Source organism: Pseudoalteromonas sp. APAL1 (genome assembly GCF_021532475.1).
GTDB lineage: Bacteria > Pseudomonadota > Gammaproteobacteria > Enterobacterales > Alteromonadaceae > Pseudoalteromonas > Pseudoalteromonas lipolytica_C.
Genome location: NZ_JAKGAW010000030.1, coordinates 23,735 through 38,250, shown reverse-complemented (window position 1 = coordinate 38,250; position 14,516 = coordinate 23,735). Strand labels below are relative to the sequence as shown.

General features: G+C 41.9%; 15 protein-coding genes and 1 pseudogene. 13 read left to right on the top strand and 3 right to left on the bottom strand.

From position 1 onward, the window contains the following. Window positions 1-99 precede the first annotated feature (99 nt). The 13 genes and pseudogenes from L1264_RS14600 to L1264_RS14540 all read left to right on the top strand — a co-directional run bounded on the left by L1264_RS14600 (window position 100) and on the right by L1264_RS14540 (window position 11,705). Window positions 100-2,259 carry a S46 family peptidase gene (locus tag L1264_RS14600; protein WP_199527434.1) on the top strand — a complete coding sequence of 720 codons (2,160 nt, stop codon included), beginning with the start codon at window positions 100-102 and terminating at the stop codon, window positions 2,257-2,259. 186 nt (window positions 2,260-2,445) lie between these two features. Then, window positions 2,446-3,087, top strand: a complete 642-nt coding sequence (locus L1264_RS14595; protein WP_138558406.1) for a thermostable hemolysin — start codon at window positions 2,446-2,448, stop codon at window positions 3,085-3,087. After that, window positions 3,084-4,541 (top strand): annotated as a pseudogene (locus L1264_RS14590) (AMP-binding protein); the annotation flags it as partial. The gene L1264_RS14595 and the pseudogene L1264_RS14590, both read left to right, overlap by 4 nt. A 12-nt stretch (window positions 4,542-4,553) precedes the next feature. Further along, window positions 4,554-5,243 (top strand): TenA family transcriptional regulator, encoded by a 690-nt coding sequence (locus L1264_RS14585; RefSeq protein WP_235404166.1) that lies wholly within the window; start codon window positions 4,554-4,556, stop codon window positions 5,241-5,243. Next, window positions 5,240-6,016, top strand: a complete 777-nt coding sequence (locus L1264_RS14580; RefSeq protein WP_135926692.1) for an SDR family oxidoreductase — start codon at window positions 5,240-5,242, stop codon at window positions 6,014-6,016. The genes L1264_RS14585 and L1264_RS14580 overlap by 4 nt, the downstream gene beginning before the upstream one ends. 20 nt (window positions 6,017-6,036) lie before the next feature. Next, window positions 6,037-6,684 carry a tetratricopeptide repeat protein gene (locus tag L1264_RS14575; RefSeq protein WP_138558404.1) on the top strand — a complete coding sequence of 216 codons (648 nt, stop codon included), beginning with the start codon at window positions 6,037-6,039 and terminating at the stop codon, window positions 6,682-6,684. A 3-nt stretch (window positions 6,685-6,687) separates the two neighbouring features. Beyond that, the gene (locus L1264_RS14570; protein WP_135926694.1) at window positions 6,688-7,347 is read left to right on the top strand and encodes a response regulator transcription factor; all 660 of its coding nucleotides are present in this window, start codon (window positions 6,688-6,690) and stop codon (window positions 7,345-7,347) included. After that, the gene (locus L1264_RS14565) at window positions 7,347-8,657 is read left to right on the top strand and encodes an ATP-binding protein (RefSeq protein ID WP_199527435.1); all 1,311 of its coding nucleotides are present in this window, start codon (window positions 7,347-7,349) and stop codon (window positions 8,655-8,657) included. The genes L1264_RS14570 and L1264_RS14565 overlap by 1 nt, the downstream gene beginning before the upstream one ends. 19 nt (window positions 8,658-8,676) lie before the next feature. Further along, complete coding sequence (locus L1264_RS14560) at window positions 8,677-8,994, top strand: cupredoxin domain-containing protein (RefSeq protein ID WP_199527545.1); 318 nt, start codon at window positions 8,677-8,679, stop codon at window positions 8,992-8,994. Further along, window positions 8,981-9,727 carry an iron transporter gene (locus tag L1264_RS14555; RefSeq protein WP_199527436.1) on the top strand — a complete coding sequence of 249 codons (747 nt, stop codon included), beginning with the start codon at window positions 8,981-8,983 and terminating at the stop codon, window positions 9,725-9,727. Before L1264_RS14560 ends, L1264_RS14555 begins: the two co-directional genes overlap by 14 nt. Further along, window positions 9,715-10,419, top strand: coding sequence for a hypothetical protein (locus L1264_RS14550; protein ID WP_199527437.1), 705 nt, complete (start codon window positions 9,715-9,717; stop codon window positions 10,417-10,419). Before L1264_RS14555 ends, L1264_RS14550 begins: the two co-directional genes overlap by 13 nt. Window positions 10,420-10,620: 201 nt before the next feature. Continuing rightward, a complete protein-coding gene (locus L1264_RS14545) occupies window positions 10,621-10,830 on the top strand; it encodes a cold-shock protein (RefSeq protein ID WP_036972536.1) in 210 nt (69 codons plus the stop codon). 173 nt (window positions 10,831-11,003) lie between these two features. After that, window positions 11,004-11,705 carry a substrate-binding periplasmic protein gene (locus L1264_RS14540; protein ID WP_138558402.1) on the top strand — a complete coding sequence of 234 codons (702 nt, stop codon included), beginning with the start codon at window positions 11,004-11,006 and terminating at the stop codon, window positions 11,703-11,705. Window positions 11,706-11,707: 2 nt separating this feature from the next. Here the strand turns inward: L1264_RS14540 and L1264_RS14535 are convergent, their stop codons facing one another. The 3 genes from L1264_RS14535 to udk all read right to left on the bottom strand — a co-directional run bounded on the left by L1264_RS14535 (window position 11,708) and on the right by udk (window position 14,463). Next, window positions 11,708-12,433 (bottom strand): substrate-binding periplasmic protein, encoded by a 726-nt coding sequence (locus tag L1264_RS14535; protein WP_135926699.1) that lies wholly within the window; start codon window positions 12,431-12,433, stop codon window positions 11,708-11,710. Window positions 12,434-12,591: 158 nt separating this feature from the next. Next, complete coding sequence (locus L1264_RS14530) at window positions 12,592-13,815, bottom strand: NupC/NupG family nucleoside CNT transporter (RefSeq protein WP_135926700.1); 1,224 nt, start codon at window positions 13,813-13,815, stop codon at window positions 12,592-12,594. Between the two features lie 18 nt (window positions 13,816-13,833). After that, the gene (gene udk / locus L1264_RS14525) at window positions 13,834-14,463 is read right to left on the bottom strand and encodes a uridine kinase (RefSeq protein WP_135926701.1); all 630 of its coding nucleotides are present in this window, start codon (window positions 14,461-14,463) and stop codon (window positions 13,834-13,836) included. Window positions 14,464-14,516: the final 53 nt, after the last annotated feature.

Genomic DNA, 14,516 nt, shown 5'->3' with positions numbered 1-14,516 from the left:
AACTTTGACATTAGCGGTCGCAAATTATTGCTATTGGCTAGCACAATGATAATGATAAGAGCGCTAAAAAGATAAACATAACAAATATAAAGGACGACTATGCGTTTTAAATTTATTGCTGCTGCAGTGGGTCTGGCTGTAGCAAATGTTGCTGTTGCCGACGAAGGCATGTGGCAACCTCACCAGCTACCAGAACTTGAATCTATCCTAAAAGCGAAAGGCTTAAGCATTGATGTTGAGTCAATTTCAAAATTGACCGAGTTTCCGATGAACGCAGTAATTAGCCTTGGTGGTTGCACTGCTTCGTTTGTTTCACCAAAAGGCTTAGTTGTAACAAACCATCACTGTGCCTATGGTTCGATTCAATATAACTCAACCACCGAAAATAACATTTTAGAAAATGGCTTTTTAGCTAAAACAACGGGCGAAGAAGTACCTGCAGCGCCGGGTTCTCGTGTTTATGTGACAGAGCAAGTGACAGAAGTTACCGATAAAGTAAACCAAGGTACTGAACAGCTAACAGGTAAAGCACGTTTTGATGCAATTCAAGCAAATGAAAAAGCACTTGTTAGTGAGTGTGAGCAAGACCAAAGCTACCGCTGTAATGTGTATACCTTCCATGGTGGTCTTGAATATTACTTAATTAAAGCGCTTGAAATTAAAGATGTACGTTTAGCGTATGCACCAGCGATGGGCGTAGGTAAATACGGCGGCGATATCGACAACTGGATGTGGCCGCGCCACACCGGTGATTTCTCGTTCTATCGCGCGTATGTTGGCAAAGATGGCAAGCCTGCTGAATATTCAGAAGATAACGTGCCGTACCAAAGTGATGCGTTTTTAAAAGTAAGCGCTAAAGGCGTTCAAGAAGGCGATTTTGTGATGGTTACCGGTTATCCGGGCAGCACAAACCGTTACCGTATTTCGCCTGAAGTTGATTACGTGTTTAACACAGCCTACCCATTAGCGCGTAAATATAATTCTAAATATGTCTCGTTAATTGAAGAAAATGCCCCTGATGGTTCAGAGGCACGTATTGCTTATGAAAGTACGATTGCGGGTTACAACAACTACATTAAAAACTATGGCTCAATGATTGAGAGCTTCAATAAAGGGTCAATGTATAGCCGTAAGCAGCAATTCGAAAAAGATCTCACTGCGTGGATCAATGAAGATAGTAAGCGCAAAGCTAAATACGGACATGTACTTGCTGATTTAACGGCGTTAGTTGCTGAGTCTCAAGAGCACAACCAACGTGACCGTATGTTAGGGTATGTACACCGTTCACAAATGATGTCATCGGCTCGTATGCTGTATCGTTTAGCTTATGAAAAACAAAAGCCAGATGCTGAGCGCGAAAGCGGTTATCAAGAGCGTGATATGCCGCGCATTAAATCACGCCTAGAAAGCATGAGTCGTCGTTATGATGAAACCGTTGATAAAGCCATTTTATTGTACTTTATTGAGCAATATGCAGCTTTACCAAACGATGAGCGAGTTGCAGAGGTTGATAAAGCGCTTGGTTTAACCAATGGTTTTGATAAACAAAAACAACAAGCGTTACTTGGTGATATGTATGCTAAATCGGTTCTTGCAGATGAAAGCAAACGTTTATGGATGACAGAACTTGACCTTGCTCAGTTAAAGCAAAGTAGCGATCCATTCATTCAATACGCTCAGGCTGTTTTTGCCGTTACTAAAGACATTGAAGATGCGAAAAAAGAGCTGGCTGGTAAACAGCAAGCTGCTCGCCCTGCATTAATGGAAGCAATTATCGCTTATAACAAGGCACTTAATAAGCCTGTTTATGCTGATGCTAACAGCACCTTGCGTGTAACTTACGGCACGGTAGGCGGCTATTCACCGCAAGATGGCTTAGTGGCAACCCCCTTTACATCTTTAGAAGGCCTGCTTGCAAAAAATACCGGTGTTGAACCATTCAACTCACCAGAAAAGCAAAATGAGTTAATTAAGCAAAAGCTTTATGGCGATTACACAGGCGGTATGAATACGGTTCCGGTTAACTTTTTATCAAATGTAGATACCACAGGTGGTAACTCAGGCTCTCCAACATTAAATGGTAATGCTGAGCTAGTTGGTTTGTTATTTGATGGTGTTTACGAAAGTATTATTGGTGATTGGGATTACGATGAAAACTTAAACCGCTCGATTCACGTTGATTCACGATACATGTTGTGGGTGATGGATAAAGTTGATAATGCTCAAAATCTACTTAAAGAGATGACCATCGTTAAGTAATCAAAGTTTAACGTTAATTTAAGCATTAAAATGCCAGTCATTTAGACTGGCATTTTTGTTTTTATAAAAAATAAAAACATTAAATTTCATGAGGTTGAAAAATATTTATAAAAATTAATTTTTCTTAAGTTTTATTTAAGTTTCGCTCGATAAATTTTACACATAACCTAAGTGGAGCGAACAATTATGCTTTCAGTTCAACAATCACATCAAACTCAAGTTCAAGAGCCTGCCTTTGTTTGCACGCGTGAAGGAGGTCAGTTCCGCGACCGTCTTGAGAGTAATATTAAGCAAGGTTTTGCTGCAGCTTATGATGCGAAAATTTCGCAGTTTATGCCGCTACTTTGTGAGCTAAATGTTGATGATGAAGTATGTACGTTAGGTCTTCGCTCTGCATCACAACCTTTGTTTATTGAACAATACCTCCCTGTGTCTATTGAGCACTTTGTTGGTGCCAAGCGTGAGCACATTTTTGAGTTAGGTAATTTATGCTCAACGCATCGAAAAGCCACCTTGGCACATTTTGTTTTAATGAACGAAGCACTCTATCAAGCGGGAGCAAAATATTTAGTGTTTTGTGCAACCCGTAAAGTCAGAGCGCTATTAAAAATGCTGGGTGTAAATTGCAAAGAAATCGGTGTTGCCAATGCACAAGCACTCCAAGATCCAGCAAGCTGGGGGAGCTATTACGACAACCAACCAACCATTTGTGTGGTTGACCTAAACGAAGCACATCAACGTGTATTAAACACCCCAGTTTTATTCAATATTAAACAGCAGTGTTTACAGTCATCCCTTGAATTGGCTGTTTATTTGGAGGCGTTATGAGCTGGTTAACACAGTTACCACACAAAGATAGCGATACCTTAATGGTTTGCCATGAAAGTAATGGTGTGCGCTCAATAACTAAACAAGATTTTACTGAACAAGTAACTCGTCTGTTAGCTACTTTGGTTGAGTTTAATGCCGAGGGTGTCGCCTTTCAATTAGATAACACACCTGCTTGGTGTGTATTAGAAGCTGCGCTTAGCGAACTTAAAAGAGTGGCAATTCCGCTACCAACGTTTTTTACGGCTCAGCAAATAGCGTTTGGTTTGCAAAACAGTGGGGCAGGGCTATTTGTATGTGACCGCGCTTACGAAGGTGAGCATGCAAGGTTAGTGGCGTTAGTCGATGTATGTAAGCATTACCCTTTATATGTTTATCAATTGACTAATACACAGCCAGTTCCTTATTTTGCGAACACGCAAAAGATTACCTTTACGTCGGGCTCAACGGGTACACCAAAAGGTGTGTGTTTATCGCTTGAGAGTCAATTGCAGGTGGCAACATCACTTTATCAAAGCATTGGTTTAGAAAAACCAAACCATTTGTGTTTACTGCCGTTACCGGTTTTGCTTGAGAATTTAGCCGGTGTGTATGCGCCGCTATTAGCGGGTGGCACGGTTAACTTAGTGCCTTTAGCTGAACTTGGGTTTTCTGGCGCACAGTTACTTGAGCCACATAAATTAATAGCAGCCATTGAACGCACTGAGCCAAATACCCTTATTTTAGTGCCTGAGTTGCTGACTTGTTTAGTGGCTTTTGCAAAGCAAGGCTGGCAAGCACCTAAAAGCTTAAAGTTTATTGCAGTGGGTGGCGCGGTTGTAAGCCAAGCACTTATTAAGCAAGCCCGAGAGTTCGGTTTACCGGTTTATCAAGGCTATGGTTTGTCTGAGTCTTCATCGGTGGTGAGCCTAAACACGCGCGATGATGACGACATCGACACCGCAGGGCGAGTTCTCAAACATATCCAATACAAAATTGAAAATGGTCAGCTTTATATCAAAGGCTCATTGTTTTTAGGGTACTTAGGTCAAGCAGCGCAAAGTGCCGACGATTGGTATGCAACTGGCGATCTCGTCACTGAGCAAGCAGGCCGCTTGGTTATTCAAGGTCGCTTGAAAAATCAGCTGATCACCAGCTTTGGGCGCAATATCAGTGCCGAGTGGCCAGAGTCGTTATTGCTTAGCCACAGCCAGGTACAACAAGCGGTGGTGATTGGCGAAGGCCAAGCATTTTTAGCTGCGCTTATCTATGCAAACCAAGCGATGAGTGACGATGAACTTGCTGCTCATATTACGGCACAAAACGCGCAACTACCCGAATACGCACAGATCAAAAAGTGGCATCGAATGGCAGAGCCTATGAGCCACACGCAAGGTTTATTAACCAGCAATAATCGCCCCAAACGCGATGTTATTAATCAATTTTTTGCTACAGAGATTTCAGCACTTTATCAAGAGGCGACGAGCATGAATCAATTTTTCAATACATTACAAGCCGAAACACAGAAAGAGCGTGACTACCTTTTAGCTGCGCCAATTATTAGCCGCGTTTTTAAAGGTGAAGTCAGCCTGAGTGAATACGCATCGTTCTTAACGCAAGCTTATCATCATGTTAAACACACCGTGCCACTGCTAATGGCTGTAGGCGCAAAGCTGAGCGATAAACAAGAGTGGTTGCGCGAAGCTGTTGCAGAATACATCGAAGAAGAGTTAGGCCACCAAGAATGGGTGCTAAACGATATTGCAGCCTGTGGTTTTGATAAAGAGTTAGTGCGTCATTCTCGTCCACAGTTTTCGACTGAATTAATGGTGTCGTATGCCTACGATACAATAAATCGCGGTAACCCATTGGCCTTCTTTGGCATGGTGCATGTGCTTGAAGGCACCTCGATTGCCTTAGCCGATAATGCAGCGGGGCAAATCCGTGAGGTTGTAGGTTTACCTAAAAAGGCGTTTACCTACTTTACCTCGCATGGTGCTCTTGATATTGAACACGTGAAGTTTTTCGAAAATCTGATGAACAAAATAGATAACGAGGACGATCAGCAAGCGATTATTCACGCCGCAAAATGTTTTTATAAACTGTACGGCAATATTTTCCGTGACCTCGATTCAGAACCTTTCTTTAGCGAGGCTGACTTGGAGCAAAGCGCATGAGTAGCCCAGTGTGTGTGCTAACCGGTGCAACAGGGGGCATTGGCCGTGCTATTGCCCTTCGCCTTGCAAAAGAAGGTTGGCGTGTATTATTGGTAGGCCGAAATATAAAGCAACTTGCTGCATTGCAATTGGAGTGCGGCAATGACGCTGAGTATTTTCAAGCCGACCTAAGTAATAGTGAATCTCGCAATGATCTTGCTAAGTTTGCCCAGCAAATTGGCGGCGCAACGCTGCTTATCAATAACGCGGGCGTTAATGTGATGCAAGGCTTTAGTGAAATAAGCGAGCAGCAAATTGATCATCTGTTAAATATTAATCTAAATGTACCTATTAAATTGTGCCAGCTGTTTTTACCACAAATTACCCGTAATAAAGGCACGATTGTGAATATAGGTTCATCGTTTGGCAGCATCGGCTATCCGTATCAAACCTTGTACTGTGCCAGCAAGTTTGGCCTTAGAGGGATGACCGAAGCCCTTGCCAGAGAGCTTAGTCACAGTGATGTAAAAGTATTGTACTTAGCGCCTCGTGCCACCGATACCGCGATTAATTCGCCGCAGGTACGTGCGATGAACAAAGAGTTGGGTAACACCATGGACCCGCCTGAAAAAGTGGCTGATGCATTAATAGATTTAATTAAATCCAAAAAACGTCGCCGTTTTATCGGCTTTCCAGAAACATTATTTGCTCGTATTAACGGGGCATTTCCATCATTAGTTGATAACGCAATAGCAAAACAACTTCCTAAAATTAAAAGTTTTTTTGCCAACTAAATTGATTAAGGTGAATGATTATGACTAAACTAAATTTTAAAGCTCTAATGATGATAGCTGTTATCATGGCTGCGCCTGCAAAAGCCGACTTTAATAGCGATTTAAGTTCGGTGCAAAAGCAATGGGCTGTGGTTAATTACGAATTAGTTGACGATGCGCAGCTAGATGCCTTTGAAAAGTTAGCGAATGAAACCGCAGAGTTTACGAAAGCGAACGATCAGCAAGCGGCAAGCCATATTTGGTACGGTATCGTGTTATCGAGCTATGCAGGTGCGAAAGGGGGATTAGGTGCGCTGGGTCTTGCTAAAGATGCCAAAGCACAATTTGAAAAAGCGCTTAAGCTTGATCCACAAGCACTAAATGGTTCGGCCTATACAAGTTTGGCAACTTTATACGGCAAAGTGCCAGGTTGGCCAATTGGCTTTGGTGATGATGATGAAGCCAAAAAACTGTTTAAAAAAGCCCTTGAGCTAAATCCTTATGGAATCGATAGTAATTATTTATATGCGTCATTTTTATATGATGAGCATAAGTATCAGTCAGCTAAAGAATTTTTATTAGTAGCTCAGCAAGCGCCAGCGCGCCCTGATAGACCAAAGGCAGACCTTTACCGCCAACAAGAAATTACTAAACTATTGGCTAAGGTAGAGAAAAAATTAAAGAGATAAGCTATGCATTTATTGCTCGTTGAAGACGACCACTTAGTGGCAGAAGGCCTGTGTCGTTCTTTACGTCAACAAGGTTATAGTGTTGAACACAGTGCAACCGTTAAGTCAGCGATGCAATGGCTGCAAAATGATGAAATTGAGCTGGTAGTCCTTGATTTAGGACTACCAGACGGTGATGGCATCGACATTCTAAAGCACATCAAAAAGCATCGTAAAAACCTGCCGGTGGTGATTTTAACCGCTCGCGGTAGTATTGATGATAAAGTCATGGGGCTAGATTTAGGTGCTGATGATTATCTTGCAAAACCTTTCGATCCCGCTGAGTTATTTGCACGTCTTCGGGTCGCTAGTCGGCGATTGACCCAAGCTCAAACCAGCACCTTAAAAGTTGGCGATGTTGAAATGGACACCGCCGCATTTACCGTAAGATTTCAAGATGAGCCGGTAAACTTGCCGCGCAAAGAGTTTATGCTCCTTAAAGCCTTGCTAGAAAACCAAGGTCGCGTGCAATCAAAACAACAGTTAGAAAGTAAACTATACGAATGGGGCGAAGAGGTGGGGTCAAATACCATCGAAGTGCACATTCATCACTTGCGTAAAAAATTCCCAAAAGAGTTTATTAAAACCTTGCGTGGTATTGGTTATGTGGTGGGTAAACGCTAGTGTCAATTCGTAAAAGGCTGACATTACTTATCTTATCCATGGTGATCCTAACCTGTTTTTTGGCTTTTACTAAAGGTTATCGTGAAAGTATGAATCAGGCTGAAGCACTGCTCGATAATGAGCTGGTAACGCTGGCACATGTGTTAATCGAGCAGCCACTCAGTAAAGAAACCCCAGCTTATACCAGTGATTTACCGCAGTTATTATTTCAAGTTTGGGTTGATGATAGCTTGGCCTCAAGCTCAAAGTCATTGCAGAATAACGCTATAAATCAAAGTCAGTGGCAAACCGGGTTTAGCGTTGAGAACTTGGCCGGGCAACGAGTCAAAGTGTATCGTTTAAGTGAAGGTAATAAGCGAGTGCTTATTGCAGAGCCTTTGAGTAAGCGAGTGGCGCTAACAGAAGCTGTAATTTTATCGGCCATGACGCCGCTGTTATGGAGTGTGCCTATCCTTGCTCTCCTTATTAGTGTGTTTGTAAAACAAGGGCTTGCGCCACTAACTCGGTTGTCGAATCAACTTAAACATCGTCAAGCAAATGACTTTACGGCTATCCCTTGGCAAACCCCAGAGCAAGAAATAAAACCCGTAATTAGCCGCTTAAATGATCTATTCAAACGGGTTGAAAGTGCCTATTTACGAGAGCGCTTTTTTGCCTCTGATGCAGCCCATGAACTGCGCACACCGCTGAGTAGTTTAAAAATAAATGTGCATAATTTAGTTGCCCAAGGTGTCGATAGTGTTGAGCTTGATGCGATGGAAAAAGGCGTTGATAAGTTGAGCAATATCGTCGAGCAGATGCTAATTTTAGGGCGGACTTATCCAGAGCAATGGCAGGCGCAATTTAGTTCAGTGTCGGTGTTAGAAATTAGCCAGCAAGTTGTTGCACAACTTTATGATCGTATAGACGAAAAAGAGCATACCATCAGCATTGATGGCGATGATTTTATTATTGCTGGTGACGAATTTACCTTGATTACTTTGTTTGGCAATTTACTGAGTAACGCCATAAAATACACCCCAGCTGTGGGGGAGATTTGTATTACCCTGAAAACCGAAAATAATCGTTTTATCTGGCAAATAGATGACTCGGGACCCGGTATTGATGAAGCTCAAAAACAGCGCATTTTTAATCGCTTTTATCGCGTGGGTGGTGATAAACATCCATCGGGTGAGCAAGGAGCCGGGCTTGGTATGGCCATTGTTGAACACATAGTATCGATTTATAACGCTGATATTACTTTAGCAGACAGCCACCTTGGCGGCTTGCGAGTGAGCGTGTCCTTTATGCAAGGAGACCTCAGTGAATAAATGGATTGCTGCACTGTCTATGTTGTTGTGTATGTCATCTTGGCTTGCTTGTGCCAAAGAATACAAACTGATCTTAAAAGATCATTTGTTTTATCCCGCTGAAATAAAAGTACCTGCCAATAAAAAGCTACGTTTACTCATCGAAAATCAAGATAACACTCCTGAAGAGTTCGATAGTTTTGATTTAAACCGCGAAAAAGTGCTTTACCCTGGCCGAACCAGTGTGATTTATATCGGCCCACTAAGCCCTGGCCGTTATGATTTTTTTGGCGAATTTTCGCCTAATACGGCCCGAGGAACGGTTGTGGCTACGGAGGTAGATAATGCTGATAACTAGTTTATTAATGAGCATTAATCAGCTTTTACCGGTTGTGATTTTAGCGGTGTTACTCAGGTTGATAGTACCTCTTAATCAGCGACAATTAGGTCTATATGCTGCTATTGGCACCATTATTAGTTTGCTATTTGTACAAGGTGCGGCATCGATGAGCCAGTTGTTTGAACATCGTGGTTTAGAGTTCATTCAAATGTTGTTATGCATCCTGATTTTTGTTGCGGCATTAATCAGTTGTCAACAAAACACTGTAGCCGCCGCCGCTGCTCTTATTGCAACAATGACCCTATATTTGAGCCATTACATGATTTACCTAGTGAGTTTTTGGCACAATAAAGATGCTGCTGAGCCTTTACTGCTTGGCACTTTTCTAGGAATAGGAATTTGTGTCAGCTTTGGTATTTTATTGTTCTTTTTGCTGGAAAGTGTTGCCAGACGAGCGAAAATGCAGCCATTGATTGTATTGCTTGCCTTAAATGCAACAGCAAAGTTATTAATATTTCTTGATTTAGCGAGTCAGGTCGATTTAATTGATGTGACTTCAAGCTATCTAGATTGGCGCAACTTTTTAGCCGAAAACTCAGAACTTGGCCGGGTGCTAAAAGCCTTAGTCGGTTACGAAGCCACGCCAAGTAAAACCGCGCTTTGGGTATATGTAATTGCGAGCGCCGTATTTATTGCCTTGGCTCGCGCTCTAAAAGTTAAACATAAAAAGGAGCCTGTATGCGGTTCTTAATAATCAGTTTTAGCTATCTGTTTGCAATTTGCTTTGCACACGTTGCCCATGCAGATGGCATGGTCGTTGATAAAGTATATCACCCTTACGTGTTACCTTTTGAACGTGAAGTTGAGTGGCGTTTAGTGTCTAGGCAAACCGATAACGGTAATGTGCTTGCACAGCGGGCAGGTTTTGGTGGTGCAATTAACGACACCATGAGCCTTGAAGGGTATTTAGTTGGCGAGCGCGATGATAACGGTGACTTTGGCTTATCTTCATATGAGGTGGAGTTACGTTGGCAACTTGTAGAACAAGGGCGTTTATGGGCAGATTGGGGGGCACTATTTGAACTTGAAAAGCAGCACAGTATAGATGCATACGAAGCGACGACTGGCTTTTTATGGGAAAAAGAGTTTGGTCGTACTAGCCTGACTATGAATGCATTTTTAGTGTATGAGTGGGGGGCTGATATAGAAAATGAATGGGAAAGTGAGTTCCGTTTGCAGTACCGTTATCGCTATCGCTCTGCATTTCAGCCATCAATAGAAGTTTATGCTGGCGAGGACTTTTTTGGTGTGGGCCCTGGTTTTATTGGTTTGCATCGTTTTAGTGCGAAGCGTCAATTAAAATGGGAAGCAGGATTTATAAGTGAATTATCGCAATCAGGCCGCGACCATAGCTTTCGCTTGGCTTTAGAGTTTGAGTTTTAATTTCGATAGTGTTTGACTTATTCAAGTAACTCTATATACTAGGCACCAGCTAGAAAGAAAGCGTGTAATTAATAAATCTTTATTTCGTTGTTGTATAAGTAATACTTGTAGTACCGTCCTGAAGTTTTTAAGTACCATCTCATTTTTTGCTACACCCGCCCATTAGGGCATGTTTAATTTTTTTATATCAGGAATAATACTATGTCTAACATCGTATCAGGTACAGTTAAGTGGTTTAACGAATCTAAAGGTTTTGGTTTCATCGAGCAAGAAAATGGCCCAGACGTGTTTGCACACTTCAGCGCTATCAAAAGCGACGGTTTCAAAACTTTAGCTGAAGGCCAACGTGTAGAGTTCACTCTTTCACAAGGTCAAAAAGGCCCACAAGCGGATAACATCACTCCGTTATAATATTTGCTGAAAAGTAAATATTAAGAAGAAGCAAGCTACGGCTTGCTTTTTTTGTGCCTAAAAATTGACTGAAGATATGAATATTTCTATATTTAATTCGGCTATCTAATGAGGATGTACGAATTATCATAAAGTATTTGTTTTTAGCTTGTCTTAGCTTTGCTCCGAGTTTGATGGCAAAACAAACTATCACCATTTATACAGAGCAATTTCCACCCTATAACTTTTCCAACAAAGGTCACCTAGAGGGTATTAACCTAGAGTTTGTTAGGGCAATGTGTGTGGAAGCAGAGATTGAGTGTCAATTTGAGCTATTGCCTTGGCCTAGAGCCTATCATTTAGCGCAAAAAAAGCCATTGTCTGGTTTAGTGTCAACTGCGCGTATTACCGACAGAGAAGCACTATTTAATTGGATAGGCCCGCTTGCGTCATCAAAAAACTTCTTTTATCGCCTCAAATCTAATGAGCACATCAACCCGCGTGACCTAGCACAAGTAAAAGAATACAGCGTATGTACTGTTAGAGAGAGTATTTACGAAAACTTTTTAGAGAGCTTAGGGTTTAAAGCAGATAAGAACTTATTAAAAGTAAGCCATTACTATGAATGTATAAATCTGTTTTTAAAAAACAAGGTTGAATTAATTGTTGGCTCTGAGTTGTCATTTCGGTATTTATTAATGCAATACGGCCATTATGGGCAAGAGGTTGTCAAACTGGTTGAGTTACCGCTTGAGAGAACACAAGGTAACTTTTTAGCTCTTAATAAAGATATCCCTGATGAGGTATTATCAAAACTACAGGCAAGTTATGATCGATTGATTCAGCGCGGTTTACTCGAAAAATATATTGCAGATTATTTTGTCCCAATAGAGTAAAGCTAGTTTGTTGTCATCATCACGTTTTGGTATTGGGTTGTTTTTGAAACCTCAACAAACGCTTGTTTAAGCGCCTTAATGTAGCTTGGCTGCGTATTTAGGCTCGCAGCTAAATAACCTTTCATAGTTAAAAAGTCGATAGCGTAAGCAAAGCTAAAGCGAGCCTCATCTAGTGCTAGCTGCTCAGCCATTGCACTTATATAATTTTTATCATCAATAATTAAATCGACCTTGCCCGCCATTAATAACTGATATGATTTAGTGATGTCTGAGGTATATACCACGACATAACCTCGCTCAGTTAAGCGTTGAGCCGCTAGGTCATGTCGTTGCACGGCAATCTTGTATTGTTTAGCCTGTTCGTTTGAGGTGATGTTTATATCGCTGCGAGAGCTTAATTTAACAAAGCCCATTTGATAAGTTGCTATTTCTCCAATCCAATGAAATAGAGCTTCTCGTTCGGGAGTTTTAGCCATGCTAAAAATAAGTGTGTTCGGTTTCTTTAGTGCCATGTTGTAAGCACGTGCCCACGGATAGAGCTCAATATTTGCCTGTAAATTTGCTTTAGCAAAAATAGCTTTGACTAACTCGGTGCTGTCACCTGTTACTTGATTATTAATTAACGTTTGATTTGGTGGAGAAAGCTCAGTGACAACCGTAAGTGTTGGTGTACTGAAGGCAGGCCAACTGAGAAAAAATATCAGTATAAAAAGTTGAAAACGGTTCATGCGGATACTTAAAAAGACTTAGTAAATAAATCTTAGCACATAAAAACGATAAAAGGGCCTTGCGGCCCTTGGTGAAGTATCGTTCAAGTCAGATAGACCTTTAACCCCTTAAAGTTCTATCCTATTGTTTTGCAACTACGGCTCATCTCATTAAGTTTCTAAGCTAGCGAGAGGAAAAAACCTGCAATTGCTGCACTCATGAGGTTAGCCATAGATCCTGCTAACACTGCTCTGAGCCCTAAGCGTGCGATATCCTTTCGCCGACCAGGCGCCATACCGCCCAATCCACCTAGTAAAATTGCTATCGATGATAAGTTAGCAAACCCACATAACGCGAATGTGACAATCGCTTGTGTGTGCGCGCTTAACGTATCGCGATAATTAATAAAGTCGAGGTAAGCAACAAATTCGTTAACTACAACCTTCTGACCTATAAAACTGCCTGCGATTACTGCTTCGTTCCACGGTACACCTAATAACCATGCCACTGGAGCGAATACGTAACCTAAAATTTCTTGTAGCGTTAATGTTGGGTGATCAAACCAACCACCAATACCGCCTAATAGCCCATTTAGAAGTGCAATAAGTGCTACGAAAGCAAGTAACATCGCACCTACATTTAGTGCTAGTTGCATACCGTTTGCGGCACCTGATGCTGCTGCATCAATTACGTTAACCGGTTTTTCTTCTTGTATCTCTAAATCTGCTAAATCTTCTTTTGGTGTTTCTGTCTCTGGCACAATCATTTTTGCCATTAAGAAGCCACCCGGTGCTGCCATAAAGCTGGCTGCAATTAAGTATTTAAGCTCTACACCAATTGTTACGTAACCTGCCATAACTGAACCAGCTACGGTAGCAAGGCCACCTACCATTACCGCAAATAGCTCTGACTTAGTCATGCTGGCGATAAATGGTTTAACAATCAATGGTGCTTCTGTTTGGCCAACGAAAATATTGGCGGTTGCAGAAAGCGATTCAGGGCGCGAGGTTTTCAATAGCTTTTGTAAGCCGCCGCCTAGAATCTTGATTATCCAATCCATCACCCCGATGTGATACAACACAGCAACCAGTGCTGAGAAGAACACAATAACGGGCAATACTTGTATCGCAAAAATAAACCCTAAGGTATCTTGCGATGCCAGTGAGCCAAACAAGAAGCTAATCCCGTCATTGGCATAACCAATAACTGATGACACTCCTCGAGACATACTTGCCAGTACGTTTTTACCCACTTCGAAGAACAAGACAAAGCCACCAATTAGCACTTGTAGCAAGAAGGCGATGCCTACTGTTCTTAAATTAATTGCTTTACGGTTCGTTGAAGCCGCGAAAGCAATGGCTAGTAGCACAACAATGCCTACTAAGCTCATAAATGTCGTCATACTGACTATTTCCCGTTGTTATTGTTGCAGTAAATATTTTATTTTACTTTTAATTATATCAATGGCAACGCGATTCATACCGCCGCGTGTGACTACGAGATCAGCTTTGTGCTTTGATGGCTCAATAAACTGATAAAACATAGGTCGCACTGTCGCTTGATATTGATCAACAACGGACTGTAATGTTCTGCCACGCTGCTCCATATCTCGTTGCATACGGCGCATAAGGCAGATATCTAACGGTGTATCAATGAACACCTTAATATCAAATTCTTTTCGAAGTGCCGGATCACTCAGTAGCAAAATACCTTCAACGATAAGTACTTTTGCAGGTGCCACTCGACGCGATTCATCGCTGCGGGTGTGCATTGCATAGTCATAAGTTGGTACGTCTACTGATTTTCCAGCGCGCAACTGAAGTAAGTGCTCATGCAAAAGCTCATGCTCGAAAGCATCAGGATGGTCGTAATTTGTTTGCGTTCGATGGTCAAACGGCAAATGCGACTGATCTTTGTAATAAGCATCTTCTTCGATCACTGCGATCGCGCCCGGTTCAAGCTCATTGACTAATTCGTTATAAATCGTCTTGCTAAAAAGAGACTTGCCCGACGCAGATGCGCCAGCAATAGCTATAATTGTTCGTGTCACTAAAGTTCTCGCCCACACAGAAGGAACATTGTTAGGTAGATCACAATAGCAAA

Excerpts from the sequence above, each read along its gene's own strand:
- L1264_RS14535 (WP_135926699.1), bottom strand. The coding sequence starts at position 12,433 with ATGAACCGTTTTCAACTTTTTATACTGATATTTTTTCTCAGTTGGCCT.
- L1264_RS14530 (WP_135926700.1), bottom strand. The coding sequence starts at position 13,815 with ATGACGACATTTATGAGCTTAGTAGGCATTGTTGTGCTACTAGCCATT.
- L1264_RS14550 (WP_199527437.1), top strand. The coding sequence starts at position 9,715 with ATGCGGTTCTTAATAATCAGTTTTAGCTATCTGTTTGCAATTTGCTTT.
- L1264_RS14545 (WP_036972536.1), top strand. The coding sequence starts at position 10,621 with ATGTCTAACATCGTATCAGGTACAGTTAAGTGGTTTAACGAATCTAAA.
- L1264_RS14585 (WP_235404166.1), top strand. The coding sequence starts at position 4,554 with ATGAATCAATTTTTCAATACATTACAAGCCGAAACACAGAAAGAGCGT.
- L1264_RS14600 (WP_199527434.1), top strand. The coding sequence starts at position 100 with ATGCGTTTTAAATTTATTGCTGCTGCAGTGGGTCTGGCTGTAGCAAAT.
- L1264_RS14555 (WP_199527436.1), top strand. The coding sequence starts at position 8,981 with ATGCTGATAACTAGTTTATTAATGAGCATTAATCAGCTTTTACCGGTT.
- L1264_RS14595 (WP_138558406.1), top strand. The coding sequence starts at position 2,446 with ATGCTTTCAGTTCAACAATCACATCAAACTCAAGTTCAAGAGCCTGCC.
- L1264_RS14575 (WP_138558404.1), top strand. The coding sequence starts at position 6,037 with ATGACTAAACTAAATTTTAAAGCTCTAATGATGATAGCTGTTATCATG.
- L1264_RS14540 (WP_138558402.1), top strand. The coding sequence starts at position 11,004 with ATGGCAAAACAAACTATCACCATTTATACAGAGCAATTTCCACCCTAT.
- L1264_RS14560 (WP_199527545.1), top strand. The coding sequence starts at position 8,677 with ATGTTGTTGTGTATGTCATCTTGGCTTGCTTGTGCCAAAGAATACAAA.
- L1264_RS14580 (WP_135926692.1), top strand. The coding sequence starts at position 5,240 with ATGAGTAGCCCAGTGTGTGTGCTAACCGGTGCAACAGGGGGCATTGGC.
- L1264_RS14570 (WP_135926694.1), top strand. The coding sequence starts at position 6,688 with ATGCATTTATTGCTCGTTGAAGACGACCACTTAGTGGCAGAAGGCCTG.